Origin of the sequence: Streptomyces sp. NPDC096205 (assembly GCF_044763135.1) — a bacterium.
In the GTDB taxonomy this organism is placed as follows: Bacteria; Actinomycetota; Actinomycetes; order Streptomycetales; family Streptomycetaceae; genus Streptomyces.
Genome location: NZ_JBIWFS010000001.1, coordinates 825,787 through 839,888 on the forward strand (window position 1 = coordinate 825,787; position 14,102 = coordinate 839,888).

The 14,102-nt window shown below is 70.0% G+C and carries 12 protein-coding genes; 11 read left to right on the top strand and 1 reads right to left on the bottom strand.

Going from position 1 to position 14,102, the window contains the following annotated elements:
* Nucleotides 1–110 precede the first annotated feature (110 nt).
* From ACIQ6Y_RS03760 to ACIQ6Y_RS03775, 4 genes are all read left to right on the top strand, one after another.
* Entirely contained in the window at nt 111–1,151 is a 1,041-nt protein-coding gene (locus ACIQ6Y_RS03760) for an Rv2578c family radical SAM protein (RefSeq protein ID WP_404032386.1), read from the top strand.
* A gap of 140 nt (nt 1,152–1,291) precedes the next feature.
* Entirely contained in the window at nt 1,292–2,851 is a 1,560-nt protein-coding gene (locus ACIQ6Y_RS03765; protein WP_404032388.1) for an alpha/beta hydrolase, read from the top strand.
* 48 nt (nt 2,852–2,899) lie between these two features.
* The gene (locus ACIQ6Y_RS03770) at nt 2,900–3,301 is read left to right on the top strand and encodes a RidA family protein (RefSeq protein ID WP_404032391.1); all 402 of its coding nucleotides are present in this window, start codon (nt 2,900–2,902) and stop codon (nt 3,299–3,301) included.
* Nucleotides 3,298–3,822 (top strand): GNAT family N-acetyltransferase, encoded by a 525-nt coding sequence (locus ACIQ6Y_RS03775; RefSeq protein ID WP_404032394.1) that lies wholly within the window; start codon nt 3,298–3,300, stop codon nt 3,820–3,822. Before ACIQ6Y_RS03770 ends, ACIQ6Y_RS03775 begins: the two co-directional genes overlap by 4 nt.
* Here the strand turns inward: ACIQ6Y_RS03775 and ACIQ6Y_RS03780 are convergent.
* Nucleotides 3,800–4,384, bottom strand: coding sequence for an adenylosuccinate lyase (locus ACIQ6Y_RS03780; protein WP_404032397.1), 585 nt, complete (start codon nt 4,382–4,384; stop codon nt 3,800–3,802). The genes ACIQ6Y_RS03775 and ACIQ6Y_RS03780 overlap by 23 nt on opposite strands.
* 408 nt (nt 4,385–4,792) lie before the next feature.
* Here ACIQ6Y_RS03780 and ACIQ6Y_RS03785 point away from each other — a divergent pair, with 408 nt between their 5' ends.
* The 7 genes from ACIQ6Y_RS03785 (at nt 4,793) to ACIQ6Y_RS03815 (ending at nt 14,050) form a co-directional block, all read left to right on the top strand.
* Entirely contained in the window at nt 4,793–6,598 is a 1,806-nt protein-coding gene (locus tag ACIQ6Y_RS03785) for a 3-hydroxyacyl-CoA dehydrogenase family protein (RefSeq protein ID WP_404032400.1), read from the top strand.
* 160 nt (nt 6,599–6,758) lie between these two features.
* Nucleotides 6,759–7,568, top strand: a complete 810-nt coding sequence (locus tag ACIQ6Y_RS03790) for a TetR family transcriptional regulator (RefSeq protein ID WP_404032402.1) — start codon at nt 6,759–6,761, stop codon at nt 7,566–7,568.
* Between the two features lie 399 nt (nt 7,569–7,967).
* Nucleotides 7,968–9,305 carry a crotonyl-CoA carboxylase/reductase gene (gene ccrA, locus ACIQ6Y_RS03795; RefSeq protein ID WP_404033681.1) on the top strand — a complete coding sequence of 446 codons (1,338 nt, stop codon included), beginning with the start codon at nt 7,968–7,970 and terminating at the stop codon, nt 9,303–9,305.
* A 17-nt stretch (nt 9,306–9,322) separates the two neighbouring features.
* On the top strand, nt 9,323–11,371 hold the full coding sequence (locus ACIQ6Y_RS03800) for a protein meaA (RefSeq protein ID WP_404032405.1): 2,049 nt from the start codon (nt 9,323–9,325) through the stop codon (nt 11,369–11,371).
* Complete coding sequence (locus ACIQ6Y_RS03805) at nt 11,368–12,330, top strand: HpcH/HpaI aldolase/citrate lyase family protein (protein WP_404032408.1); 963 nt, start codon at nt 11,368–11,370, stop codon at nt 12,328–12,330. The genes ACIQ6Y_RS03800 and ACIQ6Y_RS03805 overlap by 4 nt, the downstream gene beginning before the upstream one ends.
* Before the next feature lie 4 nt (nt 12,331–12,334).
* Nucleotides 12,335–12,841: a MaoC family dehydratase gene (locus ACIQ6Y_RS03810; RefSeq protein WP_059195327.1), complete on the top strand. Its 507-nt coding sequence runs from the start codon at nt 12,335–12,337 to the stop codon at nt 12,839–12,841.
* A gap of 3 nt (nt 12,842–12,844) precedes the next feature.
* Nucleotides 12,845–14,050 carry an acyl-CoA dehydrogenase family protein gene (locus ACIQ6Y_RS03815; RefSeq protein WP_404032411.1) on the top strand — a complete coding sequence of 402 codons (1,206 nt, stop codon included), beginning with the start codon at nt 12,845–12,847 and terminating at the stop codon, nt 14,048–14,050.
* Nucleotides 14,051–14,102 lie beyond the last annotated feature (52 nt).

Genomic DNA, 14,102 nt, shown 5'->3' on the forward strand with positions numbered 1-14,102 from the left:
TCGCCGGTGGAGGCAAGCCAACCACCCCGCCGCCCGGCCGCCCAAATCGAGGTCGCACGATCATGGGAACAAGTGTTCTATTGTGAGGTGAGTACTACCGAGGAGGCGTCATGCGCTGGGACAACCTCACCGACTCCGGCGAGCACGGCCGGGCGGCCGATGCCGCGCTGTTCGGCGCGGACGCGGTCACGATCCGGACGTTCGACACGCCCGAGTTCCGCGGGATCACCTTCCACGAGGTCCGGGCCCGTTCGATCCTGAACCGGGTGCCGGGCGCCTCCCGCATGCCGTTCGAATGGACGGTGAACCCGTACCGGGGCTGCACGCACGCGTGCGTCTACTGCTTCGCCCGCAAGACCCACAGCTATCTGGACCTGGACACCGGCATCGGCTTCGACACCCAGATCGTGGTCAAGGTGAACGCCCCCGAGCTGCTGCGCCGCCAGCTGGCCTCCCCGCGCTGGCAGGGCGAGCACGTGGCGATGGGCACGAACGTCGACTGCTACCAGCGCGCCGAGGGCCGCTACCGGCTGATGCCGGGCATCATCGAGGCCCTCGGCGACCGGGCGAACCCGTTCTCCATCCTCACCAAGGGCACCCTGATCCTGCGCGACCTCGACCTGCTGACCCGGGCGGCCGAGGTCACCGATGTCGGCATCTCCGTCTCGGTCGGCTTCACCGACCACGAGCTGTGGCGCACGGTCGAGCCGGGCACTCCCGCGCCGGAGCGCCGCCTGGACGTGGTGCGCACCCTCACTGACCACGGCATCGGCTGCGGGGTGCTGATGGCCCCGGTGATCCCCTTCCTCGGCGACCACCCCGCCCAACTGCGGGCGACCGTACGGGCGATCGCCGCCTCCGGGGCCACCTCGGTCACCCCGCTGGTGCTGCATCTGCGGCCCGGCGCCCGGGAGTGGTTCATGGCCTGGCTGGGGCAGCACCATCCGCACCTGGTGCGCCGCTACGAGCGGCTGTACGCCGACGGCGCCTACGCGCCCAAGTGGTACCAGCGCCGGATCACCCGTCAGGTGCACGAACTCGCGCAGGAGTACGGCATCGGCCCGAGCCGCCCCGGCATGCCGCGCCGCGTCCGGGAGACCGCCCCCGCCCCCGAGCCGACGCCCGGCCCCACCCAACTCACCCTGATATGAGCGCATCCGAGCGCAAGTAGCGACCCAATCGGGTCAAGACCGGCCAGAACAGGCTCTCCCAGGCGGACTTTCCGGGACGATGCGGCGAGGACCGCGGCCCTCGCGGTCCGGCTCACCCTCCGTCCTGGGAGGACTCCTCCATGAAGAAACGCGCAGCCGTGCTGTGCGGTGCCGCCGCCGTCCTGGCCGGGTCGCTCACCGCCGTCCCCGCCGAGGCGAGCGGCCCCCCTGCCGCGGCCTCGAAGCCCGCCTGGACGAAGTGCGGCACCACCGCCTATCCGACGCTGCAGTGCGCGTCCCTGAAGGTGCCGCTGGACCACGCGAACCCCACGGGGCGGCAGATCACGCTCGCGCTGACCCGGGTCCCGCACACCGCGACGAAGTTCCAGGGGCCGCTGCTGGTCAACCCCGGCGGCCCGGGCGGCAGCGGCCGCACCCTCGCCGGGTTCGTCGCCGCGACCCTGCCCCGGTCGGTGGCCGCCCAGTACGACGTGATCGGCTTCGACCCGCGCGGCGTCGGCCGCAGCAGGCCCGCGCTGAACTGCCGGCCCGGCCACTTCAAGCCCGTACGCCCCGACTCGGTGCCCGTCACCCCGGCCGTCGAGCAGGCCAACCTGGTGCGCGCCAAGGCCTTCGCCGACGCCTGCGCCGAGAAGTACGCGGACGTGCTGCCGTACATGGACACGGTCTCGGCGGTACGGGACATGGACCGTATCCGCCAGGCGCTGGGCGCGAAGAAGCTCAACTACTTCGGCTACTCGTACGGCACCTACCTCGGCGCGGTCTACGGCAAGCTCTATCCGCACCAGGTGCGCCGCTTCGTGCTGGACTCGATCGTCGACCCGACCGGCGTCTGGTACGACGACAACCTCGCCCAGGACCACGCCTTCAACGACCGCCACCGCGCCTTCATGGCCTGGGTCGCCCGGCACCACAAGACCTACAAGCTGGGCACCGACCCGGCGAAGGTCGAGACCAAGTGGTACGCGATGCGGGCCGCGCTGGCGAAGAAGCCCGCGGGCAGGAAGGTGGGCCCCTCCGAACTGGAGGACACCTTCATGCCGGGCGGCTACTACGACGGCTACTGGCCCTACCTCGCCGAGGCATTCGCCGCGTACGTCAACGCCAAGGACGCCGACCCGCTGGTGGAGGCGTACGAGACGTTCGGCGCGGTCGACGCGGCCGGGGACAACGGCTACAGCGTCTACACGTCGGTGCAGTGCCGGGACGCGGTCTGGCCGCGGGACTGGGCGACCTGGCGCGCGGACAACTGGGCGGCGTACGAGAAGGCGCCCTTCATGACCTGGAACAACGCCTGGTACAACGCGCCGTGCGCGTTCTGGCCGACCGCGCAGCGGCTGCCGAGGGACATCGCCAACGGCGAGCTGCCGCCGGTGCTGCTGTTCCAGGCGACCGACGACGCGGCCACCCCGTACCAGGGCGGCGCCTTCGTGCACGCCATGCTGCACGGCTCCAGCCTGGTCGTCGAGGAGGGCGGCGGCAACCACGGCATCACGCTGAGCGGGAACGCCTGCCTGGACAAGCACCTGACCGCCTATCTCAGCGACGGCACGGTGCCGCGCGGCACCGGCGACGTGGACGCGGTCTGCCAGGCCCAGCCGGCCCCGAAGCCGCTGGCCACCAAGTCCGGTTCGTCCCGCGGCACGACCCTGCACGGGCTGCTGGGCTTCCGCGGCTGAGTGTTCAACCCCGGGCGGGCCTGCGAGCCCGTGTGATCCCATGAGCGCATGAGTGACTCGATCATGAGGATTCCCGCCCCCGACGGTGTCGCCCCCGCCGCCCAGTACACGCATGTGGTGACGGGCACCGGGCGGCTGGTGGCGGTCGCCGGCCAGCTGCCGCTCGACGAGAGCGGCACCCTGGTCGGCGCGGGCGACCCGCAGGCGCAGGCCCGGCAGGTGTTCGAGAACCTGCGGCGCTGCCTCGCCGCCGCCGGAGCGAGCTTCGACGACGTCGTCAAGCTCACCTTCTTCGTCACGGACATGGCGTACATGCCGGCGATCCGGGAGGCCCGCGCGGCCCACATCCCCGACGACCGGCTGCCGGCCGCCTCCGCCGTCCAGGTCGCCGGGCTGGTGCGGCCGGAGTTCCTGATGGAGATCGAGGCCCTCGCGGTGGTGTCCGGGTGACCCTCCTGGTGCGTCCGATGACGCTCGCCGACTGCGACCGCGTGGCCGAGATCCGCATCGCCGGCTGGCAAAGGGCCTACCGGGGCCTGATGCCGCAGTCCCACCTCGACGGGCTCAGCGTGACCGAGGACGCCGCCCGCCACCGCACCCGGTTCGCCGCCGCCGACGGCAGCTCCCTGGACCTGGTCGCCGAGCGGGCCGGCGAGGTCGTCGGCTGGGCCTGCCACGGCCCGTACCGCGACGGCGAAGTACGCACCGCCGACGCCGAGTTGTACGCGATCTACGTCGATCCCGCGCACTACGGCGACGGCATCGGGCAGTCCCTCCTCGACGAGTCCGTACGGCGCTGCACGGCCGCCGGCCACCCGCGGATGCTGCTGTGGGTGCTGAAGGACAACGCCCGCGCGCGGCGCTTCTACGAGCGGGCCGGCTTCCGCGCGGACGGCACCGAGGAGCCGTACGAGGTGGCCGGGGTGCCGGTGCCGGAGGTCAGGTACGTCAGGGAGCTCGCCGCTGCCTAGGCAGGCGCGCGAGCGCGTGCACGGCGGCCTCCGCAAGGGCCGGGTGCGCGAGGGCCTCGTTCAGTACGGTCCTGGCGCGCGCGTCGCCCAGCGCGCCGAGCCCGTCCACGCAGGCGAGGGCCACGCGCCGGTAGGGGTCGTGCGGCCGCAGGCGCCGCTCCAGGGTGGTGATGAGCGCGGGCACCGCCTCCGGGGCCCGCAGCTCCACCAGCAGCCGCACCGGGTGCAGCGCGTAGGCGACGCGCAGTTCGTTGGTGGCGAGGGCGGCCGCCGCGCGGGCCGTGCGCGGGTCGCCGAGGCGGGCGAGGGCGAGGGCGGCACAGGCGCAGCGCTCGGGGTCGCGGTGGTTGAGCAGCAGGACGAGCGACTCGAAGGCCCGCCGGTCGCCCGCCAGGCCCAGCCGGAACGCGGCCAGCTCCCGCGCCCACAGGGGCTGTCCGGGCGCGACGAGCACCTGGGCCAGCTCGTCGGGGTCGTCGGTCGCCGCCAGGTGAGCGAAGCCCGGGGTGTCCCCGGACTCCTTCCGTAAGCGCTCGGTGAGCGATCGCAACGCTTCGTCCATGGAGCCGAGGGTAGGGGCGATGCCCGCGCAAGGGGACCTACATCACAAACTCCGGGGGCTGGCGCGCTCGTTACCCGCGGGTTAAGCTCAGACGAGCGAGTCACCCACTCGCGGAACTCCTCAGGACGGTTTGGTGACGCAGCCGTCATGGGACACCTCCCACGCCTTTCGAGGCAGTGGGGGAGCAGCAGTCGGTTCGGTGCCTGAAGGTACCGCAGTGCGACCTGGCCACGGGACAGGGCCGGTCGGATCCGCCGCAGCCCGGGCGTGTGCGCGCCCGTGGACTCGGCGCCGGGCGTGTGCGCTCGCAGCCCGGTCATCACACCCGCATTTCTCCACGCACCCGGTGCGCCTGTCGGCGCACCTGGGCGCGCTTCCCGTCGTCACCCTCATTCCTGGAGTCCCGCGATGGCTGCTCCCCTGTCCGACACCCCTCTGTCCCCGCTCCGGACGATCGCCGTCGTCGGCCTCGGCACGATGGGCACCGGCATCGCCGAGGTCCTCGCCCGGGCCGGCCGCGAGGTCGTCGGCATCGACATCGACGAGGCCCAGGCCGCGCGCTGCGTCGCCGCCCTGGAGACCTCCACCGCCCGCGCCGTGGAGCGCGGCCGGCTCACCGAGGAGGAGCGCGCGAAGACCCTCGCCCGGCTGCGCACCTCCACCGATCTGCGGGCCGCGGCCGACGCCGACCTGGTCATCGAGGTGGCGCCGGAGTCGTACGAGGTCAAGCACCAGATCTTCCGCGAGCTGGACGGCGTCGTGCGCCCCGAGACGATCCTGGCGACCGGCACCAACGCGCTGTCCGTGACCCGGCTGGCCGCCGACTCCGCGCGGCCCGAGCGGGTGCTGGGCCTGCACTTCTTCAACCCGGCGCCCGCGATGAAGCTGGTCGAGGTCGTCTCCTCGGTGCTGACCGCCCCGGCCGCCGTCGCCGCCGTCACCGACCTCGCCCTGGACCTGGGCAAGGAGCCCGTCGCGGTCGGCGACCGGCCCGGGTTCGTCGCCGACGGCCTGCTGTTCGGCTACCTCAACCAGGCGGCCTCGATGTACGAGGCGAAGTACGCCTCCCGCGAGGACATCGACGCCGCGATGCGGCTGGGCTGCGGCCTGCCGATGGGCCCGCTCGCGCTGCTCGACCTGATCGGCATCGACACCGCGCGCACCGTCCTGGAGGCCATGTACGCCGAGTCCGGCGACCGGCTGCACGCCCCCGCGCCGATCCTCAAGCAGCTCAGCGAGGCCGGACTGACGGGCCGTAAGGCGGGCCGGGGCTTCTACACCTACGAGGCGCCGGGCAGCGCGACGGTCGTCCGGGACACGCTGACCCCGCTTCAGGGCGGCAACCTCGCGGGGGGCCGTCCGGTCTCCTCGGTCGGTGTCGCGGGCTCGGGCACCATGGCCTCCGGTATCGCCGAGGTCTTCGCCAAGGCGGGCTACACGGTCGTGCTGGCCGCCCGGAGCGCCGAGAAGGCCGAGACGGCGAAGGCCCGGATCGGCAAGTCGCTCGCCCGCTCGGTCGACAAGGGCCGGATGACCGCCGAGGCGGCCGCCGAGACCCTGGAGCGGATCACCCCGGCCGGCTCCTACGACGCGTTCGCCGAGGTCGACCTGGCCGTCGAGGCGGTCGCGGAGGACCTGGAGATCAAGCGGCAGCTGTTCGCGACGCTGGACAAGGTGTGCAAGCCCGGCGCGATCCTGGCGACCACCACGTCCTCGCTGCCGGTCGTGGCGTGCGCCCGCGCGACCTCGCGTCCGCAGGACGTGATCGGCATGCACTTCTTCAACCCGGCCCCGGCCATGAAGCTGGTCGAGGTCGTGCGCACCGTGCTGACCGAGGACGACGTCCACGACACGGTCCGCGCGGTGTGCGCGAAGATCCGCAAGCACGCCGTCGACTGCGGCGACCGGGCCGGGTTCATCGTGAACGCCCTGCTGTTCCCGTACCTGAACAACGCGATCAAGATGGTCCAGGAGCACTACGCCTCCCTGGACGACATCGACGCGGCGATGAAGCTGGGCGGCGGCTACCCGATGGGCCCGTTCGAACTGCTGGACGTGGTCGGCCTGGACGTCTCCCTGGCGATCGAGCAGGTGCTGCACCGCGAGTTCCGCGAGCCGGGCCTCGCCCCCGCGCCGCTGCTGGAGCACCTGGTGGCGGCGGGCTGCCTCGGCCGCAAGACGGGCCGCGGTTTCCGCGAATATGCCCGGCGCTGACCGGGTCGGCGACTGGCTCGGAACCGGGGAGGACTGGGGCGGGCTGCTGGATCCGGCCGGTGCCGGGCAGCCCGACCGGTCCGCCCCTCCCCCGCCCGTTCAGGGCGGGGGAGACCCCGTGCATGCGCACCGAGCTGCGCACATGCAGTACGTTCGGGTCATGTCCCAGCCCGCCAAGTCCTCACGTACTCCCGCCACACCCGACGCGCCGGAAAGCGCCGCGGGTTCCCGCGCGGCGGCCCAGCGGCTCAAGATGCGCCGGGAACTGGCGGCCGCGGCGATGGAGCTGTTCGCGACCAAGGGGTACGAGGCGACCACCGTCGACGAGATCGCGGCCGCGGCCGGCGTCGCCCGTCGCACCTTCTTCCGCCACTTCCGCTCCAAGGAAGAGGCGATCTTCCCGGACCACGACGACACCCTGATCCGCGCGGAGGCCGTGCTCAACGCCGCCCCCGCCCATGAGCACCCGCTCGACACGGTGTGCCGTGGGATCAAGGAGGTCATGCGGATGTACGCGGCCCGGCCGGAGATCTCGGTCGCCCGCTACAAGCTCACGCGCGAGGTGCCCACCCTGCGCGAGGCGGAGATCGCGTCGGTGGCCCGCTACGAGCGCCTCTTCACCCGCTACCTCCTCGGCCACTTCGACGAGCACGCGCACGACGACGACGCCAACGACGACCCGCTGCTCGCGGAGGTCGCCGCCTCCGCCGTGGTCACCGCCCACAACCATGTGCTGCGCCGCTGGCTCAGGGCCGGCGGCCAGGGCGACGTGGAGGCACAGCTCGACCACGCCTTCGCGATCGTCCGCAAGACGTTCGGCTCGGGGATCATGGCGGGCCGCACCACCCCGCCCCCGCCGGCCGCGGCGACGACCTCCACCCAGGGCGAGGTCCTGGTCACGGTCGCCCGCACCGACGCCCCGCTGGACGAGGTGATGCGCACCATCGAGCAGGCGCTCAAGGAGCGCTAAGACCTACCTCTCAGCTGTGACGACGGCCACCCCTAGGGGTGGCCGTTTTGGCATGTCAGGGGCCCTTTTGCGGGCCCCTCACCGGGGCGTTCGATCGATCATCGCTCATTTGTCACGTAAAGATTTCATCTGAGACCAACATCTGGCACTCAGTGCCTTGTCACCTGACACGCGGTGTCATACGTTGAAGACGTCCGGGCAGCTGTCCCAGCGAGCCGCCACAGGCCCGACCCGCCCGGACGCCTGCGTCACAGGCAACCTCCCGCGCCACAAAGCGCTGCCGAACAGCACCACACGCCGAACCGACGGCACCTGGCAAGAACCCACCCTCAGCAGCACCGACGTAACCATCGGCGCCCTTCCCTCAGGGCGCTCACCGCCGGAGGCAACACCGTGACCGTGAAGGACATCCTGGCCGCGATCCAGTCGCCCGACTCCACCTCGGCCGACTTCGCCAACATGCCGCTCCCCGACTCGTACCGCGCGGTCACCGTGCACAAGGACGAGACGGAGATGTTCGCGGGCCTCGCGACCCGCGACAAGGACCCCCGCAAGTCGCTGCACCTCGACGAGGTGCCCCTGCCCGAACTCGGTCCGGGTGAGGCCCTGGTGGCCGTGATGGCCTCCTCCGTCAACTACAACTCGGTGTGGACCTCGATCTTCGAGCCGCTGTCCACCTTCGGGTTCCTGGAGCGTTACGGCCGCACGAACGAGCTGGCCAAGCGGCACGACCTGCCGTACCACATCATCGGCTCCGACCTCGCGGGCGTCGTCCTGCGCACCGGCCCCGGTGTGAACGCCTGGCAGCCCGGTGACGAGGTCGTCGCGCACTGTCTGTCCGTCGAGCTGGAATCTTCCGACGGCCACAACGACACCATGCTCGACCCCGAGCAGCGGATCTGGGGCTTCGAGACGAACTTCGGCGGTCTCGCCGAGATCGCGCTGGTCAAGTCCAACCAGCTGATGCCCAAGCCCGGCCACCTCAGCTGGGAGGAGGCCGCCGCCCCCGGCCTGGTCAACTCCACCGCCTACCGCCAGCTCGTCTCCCGCAACGGCGCCGGCATGAAGCAGGGCGACAACGTCCTGATCTGGGGCGCCAGCGGCGGACTCGGCTCGTATGCCACCCAGTTCGCCCTCGCCGGCGGCGCCAACCCCATCTGCGTCGTCTCCAGCGACCAGAAGGCCGACATCTGCCGCTCCATGGGCGCCGAGGCGATCATCGACCGCAACGCCGAGGGCTACAAGTTCTGGAAGGACGAGCACACCCAGGACCCCAAGGAGTGGAAGCGCTTCGGCAAGCGCATCCGCGAGCTCACCGGCGGCGAGGACATCGACATCGTCTTCGAACACCCCGGCCGCGAGACCTTCGGCGCGTCCGTCTACGTCACCCGCAAGGGCGGCACCATCACCACCTGCGCCTCCACCTCCGGCTACATGCACGAGTACGACAACCGCTACCTGTGGATGTCCCTGAAGCGGATCATCGGCTCCCACTTCGCGAACTACCGCGAGGCCTGGGAAGCCAACCGCCTCATCGCCAAGGGCAAGATCCACCCCACCCTCTCCAAGACGTACACCCTGGAAGAGACCGGCCAGGCCGCCCACGACGTCCACCGCAACGCCCACCAGGGCAAGGTCGGCGTCCTCTGCCTCGCCCCCGAGGAAGGCCTCGGCGTCCGCGACCAGGAGATGCGCGCCCAGCACCTCGACGCCATCAACCGCTTCCGCAACATCTGAGACACCCGGGGTCATAGATGACTGAGCGTCAGCCCGCCGAAGGACAGCGGGAGAAGGACCGGCCGTGGCTCATGCGCACGTACGCCGGTCACTCCACGGCCGAGGCGTCCAACGAGCTGTACCGGCGCAACCTCGCCAAGGGCCAGACAGGTCTGTCGGTCGCCTTCGACCTGCCGACCCAGACCGGCTACGACTCCGACCACATCCTCGCCCGCGGCGAGGTCGGCCGGGTCGGCGTGCCGGTGGCCCATCTCGGTGACATGCGCCGGCTGTTCCAGGACATCCCCCTGGAGCAGATGAACACCTCGATGACGATCAACGCCACCGCCATGTGGCTGCTGGCGCTCTACCAGGTCGTCGCCGAGGAGCAGGGCGCGGACATCACCAAGCTCCAGGGCACGACCCAGAACGACATCGTCAAGGAGTACCTGTCGCGGGGGACGCATGTCTTCCCGCCGGGGCCCTCACTCCGGCTGACGACGGACATGATCGCGTACACGGTCTCCCACATCCCGAAGTGGAACCCGATCAACATCTGCAGCTACCACCTGCAGGAGGCGGGCGCCACGCCGGTCCAGGAGATCGCGTACGCGATGTCCACCGCGATCGCGGTTCTCGATGCCGTACGCGACTCAGGGCAGGTCCCCGCCGAGAAGTTCGGGGACGTCGTGGCCCGTATCTCCTTCTTCGTGAACGCGGGTGTCCGCTTCGTCGAGGAGATGTGCAAGATGCGGGCGTTCGGGCGGATCTGGGACCAGGTCACGCGCGAGCGGTACGGCATCGAGAACCCCAAGCAGCGCCGCTTCCGGTACGGCGTCCAGGTCAACTCCCTCGGTCTGACCGAGGCGCAGCCGGAGAACAACGTCCAGCGGATCGTGCTGGAGATGCTGGCGGTCACCCTCTCCAAGGACGCCCGCGCGCGTGCCGTGCAGCTGCCGGCCTGGAACGAGGCGCTGGGTCTCCCCCGGCCCTGGGACCAGCAGTGGAGCCTGCGCATCCAGCAGGTCCTCGCCCATGAGAGCGATCTGCTGGAGTACGAGGACATCTTCGAGGGCTCGAAGGTCATCGAGGCGAAGGTCGCGCAGCTCGTCGAGGACTCCCTCGCCGAGATCGACCGGATCCAGGAGATGGGCGGCGCGATGGCCGCCGTCGAGTCCGGCTACCTCAAGTCGCAGTTGGTCGCCTCGCACGCCGAGCGCCGGGCGCGGATCGAGTCCGGCCAGGAGAAGATCGTCGGCGTCAACATCTTCGAGACGACCGAGCCGAACCCGCTGACGGCCGACCTGGACACCGCGATCCAGACGGTCGACCCGGCGGTCGAGGCGAAGGTCATCGCCTCGCTCCAGCACTGGCGTGACACCCGCTACCAGCCGCCCTTCAACCACCCGCGCCCGTGCAAGGCGCTGGAGAAGCTGAAGGAGGCCGCGAAGGGCACCGCCAACCTCATGGAGGCCACCCTGGAGTGCGCCCGCGCCGGTGTCACCACCGGCGAGTGGGCCGGGGCGCTGCGCGAGGTGTTCGGCGAGTTCCGCGCCCCGACGGGCGTGTCCTCGGCCCCGGTGGCCGTGCCGGCGGAGGCGGGCTCGCCGATGAGCGAGGTGCGCCGCAAGGTGGAGGCGACCGCCCAGGACATGGGCGTGGGCAAGCTGCGCTTCCTGGTCGGCAAGCCGGGCCTGGACGGACACTCCAACGGCGCCGAGCAGATCGCGGTGCGTGCGCGTGACGCCGGCTTCGAGGTGGTCTACCAGGGCATCCGGCTCACCCCGGAGCAGATCGTGGACGCGGCCCTCGCCGAGGACGTGCACGCGGTGGGCCTGTCGATCCTGTCCGGCTCGCACGCCCAGCTGGTGCCGGACGTGCTGGACCGGCTGCGTGTGGCCGGTGCCACAGATATACCGGTGATCGCAGGTGGCATCATCCCCAGCGGTGACGCCGCGCAGCTGAAGGAAGCCGGAGTGGCCGCCGTCTTCACCCCGAAGGACTTCGACATCACCGGGATCATCGGCCGCATCGTCGACGAGATCCGGAAAGCGAACAAGCTCGACCCTCTGGAGGTCCCCGCATGACCACGGTCAACCGCCTTCGCCCCCGGCGTTCCTGCCTGGCGGTACCGGGCTCGAACCCGCGCTTCCTGGAGAAGGCCCAGGGCCTCCCCGCCGACCAGGTCTTCCTCGACCTGGAGGACGCCTGCGCCCCGCTCGCCAAGCCCGAGGCGCGGCACACCATCGTCAAGTTCCTCAACGAGGGCGACTGGACGGGCAAGACGCGCGTGGTCCGCGTGAACGACTGGACGACCGAGTGGACGTACCGCGATGTCGTCACGGTCGTCGAGGGCGCCGGCCAGAACCTCGACTGCATCATGCTGCCGAAGGTGCAGACGGCCCAGCAGGTCGTCGCCCTGGACCTGCTGCTGACGCAGATCGAGAAGACGATGGGCTTCGAGGTCGGCAAGATCGGCATCGAGGCGCAGATCGAGAACGCGCAGGGTCTGAACAACGTCAACGAGATCGCGCAGGCCTCCCAGCGCGTCGAGACGATCATCTTCGGCCCGGCCGACTTCATGGCGTCGATCAACATGAAGTCCCTGGTCGTGGGCGAGCAGCCGCCCGGGTACCCGGCGGACGCCTACCACTACATCCTGATGAAGATCCTGATGGCCGCCCGCGCCAACAACCTCCAGGCGATCGACGGCCCCTACCTCCAGATCCGCAACGTCGAGGGCTACCGCGCGGTCGCCCAGCGCGCCGCCGCGCTCGGCTTCGACGGCAAGTGGGTGCTGCACCCCGGCCAGGTCGAGGCGTCGAACGAGATCTTCTCGCCGTCGCAGGAGGACTTCGACCACGCCGAGCTGATCCTGGACGCGTACGACTACTACACGTCCGAGGCGGGCGGCAAGAAGGGCTCCGCGATGCTCGGCGACGAGATGATCGACGAGGCCAGCCGCAAGATGGCCCTGGTCATCTCCGGCAAGGGACGCGCCGCCGGCATGCAGCGCACCAGCAAGTTCGAGATCCCGGAGGCGTAAGGCCATGCAGTTCGGACGCACCTACGAGGAGTTCGAGGTCGGGGCGACGTACAAGCACTGGCCGGGCAAGACGGTCACGGAGTACGACGACCACCTGTTCTGTCTCCTCACCATGAACCACCACCCGCTCCACATGGACACCAACTATGCGGAGAAGACGACGGACTTCGGCAAGAACGTCGTCGTCGGGAACTACATCTACTCCCTGCTGCTGGGCATGAGCGTGCCGGACATCTCCGGCAAGGCGATCGCCAACCTGGAGATCGAGTCGCTCAAGCACGTGGCGCCGACCTTCCACGGCGACACGATCTACGGCCAGACGACCGTGCTCGACAAGTGGCCGTCGAAGTCGAAGAACGACCGCGGCATCGTCTACGTCGAGACCAAGGGCTACAAGCAGGACGGCACGCTGGTGTGCGTCTTCCGCCGCAAGGTGATGGTGCCCACCGAGACGTACATCAAGGAGCGCGGCGGCGAGCAGCCGGGCCGCCCGGAACTTCAGGAGGGCTGACCCATGGCACGCCTTGCGCAGACCGCGGGTCTGACGGACGTCCAGCAGGAGATCCTCGCCACCGTCCGCGACTTCGTGGACAAGGAGATCATCCCGGTCGCCACCGAGCTGGAGCACCGCGACGAGTACCCGCAAGCGATCGTCGACGGCCTGAAGGAACTCGGCCTCTTCGGCCTGATGATCCCCGAGGAGTACGGGGGTCTGGGCGAGTCGCTCCTCACCTACGCCCTGTGCGTGGAGGAGATCGCCCGCGGCTGGATGTCGGTGTCCGGCATCATCAACACGCACTTCATCGTGGCGTACATGCTCAAGCAGCACGGCACGCAGGAGCAGAAGGACCACTTCCTGCCCCGCATGGCGGCCGGCGACATCCGCGGCGCCTTCTCGATGTCGGAGCCGGGCCTGGGCTCCGATGTGTCGGCCATCACGTCGAAGGCGGTGAAGGACGGCGAGGAGTACGTCCTGAACGGCCAGAAGATGTGGCTGACGAACGGCGGTACGTCGTCCCTGGTGGCCGTCCTGGTCCGAAGTGACGAAGGACACCCCGAGGGCACGGCCCCGCACAAGTCGATGACGACCTTCCTCGTGGAGAAGGAGCCGGGCTTCGGCGAGGTCCGTCCCGGCCTCACGATCCCCGGCAAGATCGACAAGATGGGCTACAAGGGCGTCGACACGACCGAGCTCATCATGGACAACCTGCGGATTCCGGCCGATCGGGTGCTCGGCGGGGTCACCGGACGAGGTTTTTACCAAATGATGGACGGGGTCGAGGTCGGCCGCGTCAATGTCGCGGCACGTGGCTGCGGCGTCGCTCAGCGTGCGTTCGAGCTCGGCGTCCAGTACGCCCAGCAGCGTCACACTTTCGGCAAGGCGATCGCCCAGCACCAGGCGATCCAGTTCAAGCTGGCCGAGATGGCTACCAAGGTCGAGGCCGCGCATGCGATGATGGTGAACGCAGCGCGCAAAAAGGACTCCGGGGAACGAAACGACCTCGAAGCAGGGATGGCGAAGTACCTCGCCTCCGAGTACTGCAAGGAGGTCGTCGAGGACGCCTTCCGGATCCACGGCGGCTACGGCTTCTCCAAGGAGTACGAGATCGAGCGCCTCTACCGTGAGGCCCCGATGCTGCTCATCGGTGAAGGTACCGCCGAGATCCAGAAAATGATCATCGGCCGCAGGCTGCTCGAAGAGTATCGATTCCAGGGCTGATTGTCCGGAAACGGGGTGTTTTCTTCGCGAAGAAGATCACACCCCGTCATTA

Coding starts and splice junctions, on each gene's coding strand:
- ACIQ6Y_RS03760 (WP_404032386.1), top strand. CDS start 111: ATGCGCTGGGACAACCTCACCGACTCCGGCGAGCACGGCCGGGCGGCC.
- ACIQ6Y_RS03765 (WP_404032388.1), top strand. CDS start 1,292: ATGAAGAAACGCGCAGCCGTGCTGTGCGGTGCCGCCGCCGTCCTGGCC.
- ACIQ6Y_RS03770 (WP_404032391.1), top strand. CDS start 2,900: ATGAGTGACTCGATCATGAGGATTCCCGCCCCCGACGGTGTCGCCCCC.
- ACIQ6Y_RS03780 (WP_404032397.1), bottom strand. CDS start 4,384: ATGGACGAAGCGTTGCGATCGCTCACCGAGCGCTTACGGAAGGAGTCC.
- ACIQ6Y_RS03785 (WP_404032400.1), top strand. CDS start 4,793: ATGGCTGCTCCCCTGTCCGACACCCCTCTGTCCCCGCTCCGGACGATC.
- ACIQ6Y_RS03790 (WP_404032402.1), top strand. CDS start 6,759: ATGTCCCAGCCCGCCAAGTCCTCACGTACTCCCGCCACACCCGACGCG.
- ACIQ6Y_RS03800 (WP_404032405.1), top strand. CDS start 9,323: ATGACTGAGCGTCAGCCCGCCGAAGGACAGCGGGAGAAGGACCGGCCG.
- ACIQ6Y_RS03805 (WP_404032408.1), top strand. CDS start 11,368: ATGACCACGGTCAACCGCCTTCGCCCCCGGCGTTCCTGCCTGGCGGTA.
- ACIQ6Y_RS03810 (WP_059195327.1), top strand. CDS start 12,335: ATGCAGTTCGGACGCACCTACGAGGAGTTCGAGGTCGGGGCGACGTAC.
- ACIQ6Y_RS03815 (WP_404032411.1), top strand. CDS start 12,845: ATGGCACGCCTTGCGCAGACCGCGGGTCTGACGGACGTCCAGCAGGAG.